We start from the raw sequence: 7983 nt of genomic DNA, 5'->3' as shown, positions 1-7983 counted from the left end.
TTGGTTTGTGCGCTATAATGATGGTCATATCGGTCGCTCTGTATATTATCCAGAATACCAGGACTCTTAAGGGAGAGACTGTATAAGCAATTTTATATTGCAATGACTAGAAAAATATTTAGGAGAACGAGGAGGCGGAAGTGATGAAGGAAATTTATCAGCAGACGGTAGAAGAGGTTCTTGAAAGGGTGAATGGCAAGAAATCTGGGCTTACGAGTGAACAGGTGAAAAGATCCAGAGAAAAGTGTGGGTGGAATGAACTTACAGAAGGAAAGAAGAAAGGTATCCTGCAGATTTTCTTTGAACAGTATAAGGATTTTCTTGTACTGATTCTAATTGCATCAGCAATCATATCTGGTATGCTTGGAGATGTGGAAAGTGCGGCAGTTATCGTGACGGTTATTACGATCAATGCAATCTTGGGAACAATACAGACGGTAAAAGCAGAACAATCTCTGCAGAGTTTAAAGAATCTTTCTGGCCCGGAGGCAAAAGTATTGCGTGATGGTACAGTCGTTCAAATTCCGGCAAGAGAACTGGTTGTTGGAGATGTGATACTGCTTGAAGCAGGAGATATGATTCCTGCTGATGGAAGACTGATTGAAAATGCAAGTCTTAAGATTGATGAGAGTGCTCTTACAGGAGAAAGTCTTGCAGTTGAGAAAAACATGGATACAATATTGACGGAAGCGCCACTTGGTGATCGGACAAATATGTTATTTTCCGGTAGTTTTGTAACGTATGGGCGTGGGAAAGCTGTTGTAACGGATATAGGAATGCAGACAGAAGTCGGAAAGATTGCAGGACTTTTGAAGTCAACTTCGGAAAAACAGACACCACTTCAGGTGAGTTTGGAAGTCTTTGGAAAGAAGCTTTCTATTATGATTCTGGTATTTTGCGGACTCTTATTTGCAATAAATGTGTTCCGCGGTGAAAAGATCAGCAGTGCATTTATGTTTGCAGTAGCACTTGCAGTAGCAGCAATTCCTGAAGCGCTAAGTTCTATCGTGACAATTGTACTTTCTTTCGGAACACAGAAGATGGCAAAAGAGCATGCAATCATTCGTAAACTACAGGCGGTAGAAGGACTTGGAAGTGTTTCTATTATTTGTTCGGATAAGACAGGAACGCTCACACAGAATAAAATGACGGTTGAAGATTATTATATAGATGGAAAAAGAATTTCAGCAGAGGCAATTGATATATCAGATCAGGCACAAAAATGTCTTTTAAATTACAGTATTCTATGTAATGATTCGACAAATGAAAATGGAGTAGAAATTGGAGATCCAACAGAAACAGCATTGATTAATCTTGGAAGTCGATATGGGATAGAGGCGGCAAGCGTAAGAAAGCTTTATCCAAGAAATGGAGAACTGCCATTTGACAGTGATCGAAAGATGATGTCAACACTTCACCTGATAGATGGTAAAAATCAAATGATTGTAAAAGGTGCAGTCGACAAGCTCCTGGAACGTACAGAGCAAATCTGGACGAAAGAGGGAATTCGAAAAATTACTGAGGAAGATAAAGAAAAAATACAACGTCAAAATCAGGAATTTTCGATGGAAGGTTTAAGAGTATTGGCTTTTACCTATCGTGAAATTCCTAAGAATCACACATTAACGATACAAGATGAGGATCACTTAGTATTTCTTGGTTTGATTGCGATGATGGATCCTCCGAGAGAAGAATCAAAAGCTGCGGTAGCGGAATGTATAAAAGCGGGAATTCGACCGGTTATGATCACCGGAGATCATAAAATTACAGCAGCAGCAATTGCAAAGAGAGTTGGAATATTACATGATTTATCGGAAGCCTGTGAAGGGGCAGATATAGAAAATATGGGTGACGAGGAACTCAAAGAATTTGTCTCAAATATTTCTGTGTATGCAAGAGTGTCACCGGAACATAAAATTCGCATTGTTCGGGCATGGCAGGAAAGAGGAATGATTGTGGCAATGACAGGAGACGGTGTCAATGATGCACCGGCATTAAAGCAGGCAGATATTGGTGTTGCAATGGGAATGACCGGAACGGAAGTTGCGAAAGATGCAGCAGCGATGGTACTTACAGATGATAACTTTGCAACAATCGTAAAAGCAGTGGAAAATGGACGAAACTTATATCAGAATATCAAGTATGCGATACAGTTTCTTTTGTCAGGAAATTTCGGAGCAATTTTAACCGTTCTTTGTTCATCGATTGCAGGACTTCCGGTGCCATTTGCACCAGTACATTTACTCTTCATTAATCTTTTGACGGATAGTCTTCCGGCAATTGCGTTAGGCTTAGAGCCGGATAGAAGTGAAGTGATGAGTGAAAAACCGAGATTGGCAGATGAGTCGATATTGACAAAAGATTTTCTTAGCAAAATCGGTCTGGAAGGTTTGGTAATTGGAGCAATGACAATGATCAGTTTTTTGACAGGATACAACCAGAATGGTACATTGCTTGGAAGCACGTATGCTTTTGGAACTCTTTGTCTGGCACGTTTGTTTCATGGATATAATTGCAAATCAGATCATCCGGTCATTTTTACAAAAGGTCTCTTTCATAACAAGTGGCTTCAGGGAGCATTTGTGTTAGGTGCAGTACTCATTACAACAGTACTGACGGTTCCTGGTTTCCATAACTTATTCAAAGTGGAAACGTTGAATCTGATGCAGCTTGGATGTGTATATTTATATGCTTTTGCAAGCCTTCTGATTATTCAATTACTTAAGTGTATACGTATGAAACTAAGAAAAAGAGGGGAAAGATAGTGGATTTAAGTAGATGTTCTATGAAAAAAATTCGAGAACTGATTGTGTTTACGGCATTTCTTGTAGTTGCTTTGTGGAAATTCGATGTGGTGATTGAAGTGCTGAAGTCAATATGGAAAATTGTGTTTCCTTTTGCGCTTGGTGGTGCAATTGCCTTTGTGATTAATGTACCAATGAGTTTCCTGGAAAAGAAAATGCTCGGAAAGATAAAAGAAAATAATAAAATAGGAAAAAAAGCTGCGAGACCGATAAGCCTGCTTCTTACAATTATATTGGCAGCAGGTGTAATGGTATTGGTAATGTTTGGTGTGATTCCACAGCTTACACAGACCATGGGAAATCTGATGACGAGTATTTCAGATTTTATTCCACAGATGCAAAACTGGATTCGGGAATTTTCACATGATAATCAGGATATTATGAAATTGGTAGATCAGCTGCAGTTTCAGCCTGATCAGGCAATTAAATGGGGAATAAGTCTTCTTGGAAACGGAGTCGGAAATATGATGAATACGACGATGTCAGCAGTAGGTTCCATTGCCAGTGGATTAGCGACCTTTTTTATTTCGTTTTCCTTTGCATGCTATATTCTTTTTCAGAAGGAAAAATTACATTTACAGGTAAGAAAAGTGATTTTCGCTTTTATTCCAAAACAAAAAGCAGATGCAATTCTTAACATATGTTCGCTGACATATCGGACATTTGCAAATTTTCTTGCAGGGCAGTGTCTGGAAGCAGTAATTCTCGGAACGATGTTTGTTATCACGCTAAGTATTTTAAAAATGCCATATGCACTTTTAATTGGAATTTTGATCGCGTTTACCGCATTGGTTCCTATCTTTGGAGCCTTTATTGGCTGTGCCGTGGGAAGTTTTCTGATCTTTATGGTAAATCCAAAACAGGCAGTTTTATTTATTATAGTTTTTCTGCTTTTGCAGCAGATAGAAGGTAATCTGATCTATCCTCATGTGGTTGGCGGATCAGTAGGACTTCCATCAATTTGGGTACTGGCGGCAGTTACAATCGGCGGAAATCTTATGGGAATTATAGGTATGCTGATTTTCATTCCACTTGTATCGGTATTTTATACTATATTCCGGGAGTTCGTATATCTGCGCCTAAAAAAACAACATATAAAACGAGTAACGAGAACGGATGTGGAAGAGTATGCGGAGGAGGAAATTGCGTCATCCTTTACTGTGCCGAATGAAAAATAATGATATGATACAAATATAAATGAAGTGTAATGCCGATTATTAAGACGTTATAAAAATAGATTACAAAGGAAGAAGATATTATGAAGAGAATAGGAATCATGACAGACAGCCACAGTGGAATTTTGAGCGAAGAAGCGCAGAGACTCGGAATTAAGGTACTACCGATGCCCTTTTATATCGGAGAGAAAGTGTATCGTGAAGGAGTAGATCTTTCCAGAGATGAATTTTATGATATGCTTCGAAAGGGCGTAGATGTATCTACATCTCAGCCGTCACCAACAGAAGTTATGGATATGTGGAAAGAGATGCTGAAAGAATATGAGGAGATTGTTTATATTCCTCTTAGTAGTGCTTTAAGTGGGTCCTGTATGACAGCAGAAGCCATGGCAAATGAAGATGAATTTGCCGGTAAGGTGTTTGTCGTAGATAACGGTCGTGTGGCAACCCCGATGCATCGTTCTGTTCTTGATGCAGTAGAAATGGCAGAAGAAGGATACAGTGTAGTCGAAATCAAGAAAATTCTTGAAGAAACCAGAGAAAAAATGACAATTTATATCGGGCTCAGCACACTGAAATATCTCAAAAAAGGAGGAAGAGTCAGCTCTGTGACAGCTTTGGCAGCAGATGTCCTGAATATCAAACCTGTTATGCATTTCAGCACAGGAAAGCTTGATATCTACCAGAAATGCCGTGGTATGAAGAAATCACGTAAAGTTATGATCGATGCAATGAAGCATGAGCTGGAAACGAATTTCCGAGAAGAATATGCTGCGGGTAAAGTGTACCTGATGGCGGCGTCCAGCAGTACCGATGAAGTGACAGAAGAATGGGTAAACCAGATTAAAGAAAGTTTCCCGGGAATGGAAGTCATGTGTGATAAACTTTCCTTCGGTTTGTCCTGTCATATCGGTCCGGATGGACTGGGAATCGGATGCACCTGTAAGCCAGTGTAAAAAACTGCTCCGGAGAAGATAAAATAAAAGATTAGGGTGTCAAAAGGTTTATAGCCTTTGATATAAATTTGTACCTTGAAAACTTAACACGATATGTAAAAACATTGGATTCTTTGGTAAAATGTAGGTAGCATTTTATGAGGTGATCTATATGTCTTTTGTTAAAAATGATAATCAACAGCTTACTGTTTTAGACAGTACTTTTAATCTTACAGAACGCGAAAAACGAATGTTAGAAAAATCATGGGCAAATACTTTTGCAGACAAAGTTTTTCCTGCTATTGATGAAAATATTTTTTCTGTTCTTTACAGTAAAAAAGCATCCAGACCTAATACTCCGGTCAATGTGATTGTTGGGGCACTGATTCTTAAAGAAGCTCTTAATGTTACTGACGATGAGATCGTTGAAGCTATGGCATTTGATATCCGCTATCAGTATGCACTGCACACAACCAGTTTTGAAGAGCAGCCAATTAGTGACAGAACCCTCAGCAGGTTTAGAGCAAGAGGAAACAGAGCATGATGTTGATCTTATTCATGAATGTGTTGTAAAAATGGCAAAAGAAATATCTGATTTTATGGATATCACTCCGGATAAACAACGTATGGACAGTTTAATGGTTGCTGCAAATATCAGAAACCTCTCATTGCTTGAATTGTTTTATACTTGTGTTGCTAATCTTTGCAAAATAATGGATGAGCGTGGAACAAAAATTCCGGATGAACAATATCATTATATTAAAAAAGATGATTATAATAAATGCATTTATCACAAGCGGGATATGGATGCAACTGAGAGAAACGTTGTTGTGATGAAAGATGCAGATATCTTGATAAAGATTTGTGATTCAACCGGTGATTTTGATGATACAAGTGAATATCAGCTTCTTATTCGCCTATTAAAGGAACGCACAATCATTGATGATGGTGGCTCAAGGCGGCTTCGACAAAAAAGAGGAAGTTGAAAATCCTTCAGAAGTATTGCTTAATCCTTCTGATCCAGAAGCCACTTTCCGCTATAAAGCAGGTGGCAGACATCTTGGATACGTTGGAAACGTAGTTGAAGCTGTCGGAGAAAAAAGCAGTCTGGTCATTGTCTACGATTACCAGCAAAATACCTACGCAGATAATCAGTTTATGAAAGATTATCTTAATGAGAAAAAGATTTTTCTGATGGTTCTTTTATTGTTGCCGATGGGGCATACAGCGGAGAAGAGAACTCACGTTTAGCATCTGAACATAATCTAAAACTTGTTACAACCAATTTCACAGGACGCAAACCAGATGAAATATATGCTGATTTTGTTTTTACTGATGATGGAAAATATCTCATCAAATGTAAGAATAATCGTGTACCTGAAGACTGTATCTATGATCCAGGCAATGAGCGTTCCGTTGCGTATTTTCGGATAAGTGACTGCGAAGGATGTCCTTACAAAGAACGGTGTCAGCCGCGTTTTCTAAAAACACGAGTCCGAAAGGAAGTATCTTGGAAATCCGTTGGTCGTGCAAAACAATTACAGTACATGCAGACGGAAGAATTTTCTGAATATGCAAAATTTAGAAATGGAGTAGAAGCAATTCCCTCTCTTCTTCGTCGAAGATATCATGTGGACAAGATACCTGTGCATGGCAAAAAACGTACCCGGTTATTCTTCGGATTTAAAATAGCAGCATTAGATTTTCAAAAGCTATTAGATTATAAAAAAGCATTATATTTTCCAAAAAGCTGGTCGATAGAATCCAGGAGGCCTGCAAGATGGTAATTGATGCTTCCGCGCCATACAAAAGTATAACGGTTCGCATTTGCCTCTATCTTTGTACCGTCAATAAAAAGTTCTTTTAATGTGACCAGCCCTTCTTTCTGCAGCCGCCGCATAAACTGGTAATTCAGGTCATCCAGGACATCAGATGTCAACTTCCTGTTTTTAAAGTCATAAAAAGCATCACATTTCGGTTTTTTTCCGCGCGTCAGCCAGATAAAAGCAAGGTCTCTTTCACACAGATCAACAATACGGTCAACAGAACGTGTTCCCCGCATATTTGCATAGGTAACTACAGCATACATCATGATTGGATTGTACCCGGTTCTTCCCTTATCTGAACAATTGGCTAACAAGCCAGAAAAATCTAATTCCTCCATCACTTTTTTCAGGGTATAGACTGGATCGTCGTCAGGTAAACTCAATTCGAAGAAACTAAAGTTAATTTTCTGTTGCCCTAATTCAAAAAAATCATTATAATAATTATTGGTTAGCATAGTTACATTATAACATGTAACGGAGAGAAAGATGGTTGTCATTAGCCATCTTTTTTCTTTTTTCAGATAAATTCAGAGAGGGTATGACTCGTTGTGAGCCATACCCTCTCTGTTTTGGAACTATCTATTTCCCGACAGACAATCATGAGAAAATCTCACCACAATAAATGAAAACTGGATACTAGCTATACGTTATGTAGTGGTATACTTAAGGTGCCGAATAAGATCGGAAGGGGATTGGTGCTTACAAGCCCGTCCGACAGACTGATTTTCAGCTCCTTAGGTGTACCACTTTTTGTTTCCATCGGGTTTTGATGAGGACGCAGGACAGCCAACAATTAAGCAAGGAGCTGCATCGGCTTATGCGAAGGAGGTTTGCTTTATGGAAGTATTGTATAAGCGGTGTTGTGGGATTGACATTCATAAAAATATGATGGTAGCCTGTATTTTTACGAGTGTCAGAAAAAAAGAAATCCGTCAGTTTTCAACAATGACGGAAGATATTCTCCAATTAGTTTCGTGGCTGAAAGAAACAGATTGTGAGATGGCTGCCATGGAAAGTACGGGCTCTTATTGGAAACCTGTATATAATATATTTGAAGAAGAACAGATACCGATCATGGTTGTGAATGCGCAGCATATCAAAGGAGTTCCCGGACGTAAGACGGATGTAAAAGATGCAGAGTGGATTGCCGATCTGGTACGCCATGGATTAGTAAAAGCAAGTTACATACCAAATAGGGATATTATATGGTTCCACATTACACCGATGGTATCAGATCTGTTGA

General features: G+C 38.9%; 9 protein-coding genes and 2 pseudogenes. 10 read left to right on the top strand and 1 reads right to left on the bottom strand.

The genetic code is table 11. The features are described 5' to 3' along the window. From WMO62_RS15840 to WMO62_RS15800, 9 genes and pseudogenes are all read left to right on the top strand, one after another. Window positions 1-86, top strand: a pseudogene (locus WMO62_RS15840) (CDP-alcohol phosphatidyltransferase family protein); the annotation flags it as partial. Window positions 87-143: 57 nt separating this feature from the next. Next, window positions 144-2765, top strand: a complete 2622-nt coding sequence (locus WMO62_RS15835; RefSeq protein ID WP_349145283.1) for a cation-translocating P-type ATPase — start codon at window positions 144-146, stop codon at window positions 2763-2765. Beyond that, a complete protein-coding gene (locus WMO62_RS15830; protein ID WP_243104279.1) occupies window positions 2765-3982 on the top strand; it encodes an AI-2E family transporter in 1218 nt (405 codons plus the stop codon). Before WMO62_RS15835 ends, WMO62_RS15830 begins: the two co-directional genes overlap by 1 nt. A gap of 80 nt (window positions 3983-4062) precedes the next feature. After that, window positions 4063-4935: a DegV family protein gene (locus WMO62_RS15825; protein ID WP_147602558.1), complete on the top strand. Its 873-nt coding sequence runs from the start codon at window positions 4063-4065 to the stop codon at window positions 4933-4935. 151 nt (window positions 4936-5086) lie between these two features. Further along, window positions 5087-5458 carry a transposase gene (locus WMO62_RS15820; protein WP_005360252.1) on the top strand — a complete coding sequence of 124 codons (372 nt, stop codon included), beginning with the start codon at window positions 5087-5089 and terminating at the stop codon, window positions 5456-5458. Further along, complete coding sequence (locus WMO62_RS15815; RefSeq protein WP_040446298.1) at window positions 5412-5900, top strand: uroporphyrinogen decarboxylase/cobalamine-independent methonine synthase family protein; 489 nt, start codon at window positions 5412-5414, stop codon at window positions 5898-5900. Before WMO62_RS15820 ends, WMO62_RS15815 begins: the two co-directional genes overlap by 47 nt. Next, on the top strand, window positions 5854-6165 hold the full coding sequence (locus WMO62_RS15810; RefSeq protein ID WP_349145281.1) for a hypothetical protein: 312 nt from the start codon (window positions 5854-5856) through the stop codon (window positions 6163-6165). The genes WMO62_RS15815 and WMO62_RS15810 overlap by 47 nt, the downstream gene beginning before the upstream one ends. A 54-nt stretch (window positions 6166-6219) precedes the next feature. Further along, a complete protein-coding gene (locus WMO62_RS15805) occupies window positions 6220-6348 on the top strand; it encodes a hypothetical protein (protein ID WP_349145280.1) in 129 nt (42 codons plus the stop codon). Then, the gene (locus WMO62_RS15800; RefSeq protein ID WP_349145284.1) at window positions 6303-6701 is read left to right on the top strand and encodes a transposase; all 399 of its coding nucleotides are present in this window, start codon (window positions 6303-6305) and stop codon (window positions 6699-6701) included. The genes WMO62_RS15805 and WMO62_RS15800 overlap by 46 nt, the downstream gene beginning before the upstream one ends. Here the strand turns inward: WMO62_RS15800 and WMO62_RS15795 are convergent. Next, window positions 6638-7195: pseudogene (locus tag WMO62_RS15795) on the bottom strand (transposase); the annotation flags it as partial. The gene WMO62_RS15800 and the pseudogene WMO62_RS15795 overlap by 64 nt on opposite strands. A gap of 382 nt (window positions 7196-7577) precedes the next feature. Between WMO62_RS15795 and WMO62_RS15790 the strand changes: the two are divergent. Further along, window positions 7578-7983 (top strand): IS110 family transposase (locus WMO62_RS15790; RefSeq protein WP_349145278.1); only part of this gene is annotated, 406 nt, incomplete at its 3' end.

This window comes from Hominiventricola aquisgranensis (genome assembly GCF_040096225.1).
GTDB lineage: Bacteria > Bacillota > Clostridia > Lachnospirales > Lachnospiraceae > Hominiventricola > Hominiventricola aquisgranensis.
This window is presented reverse-complemented; position numbering and strand designations above follow the sequence as displayed.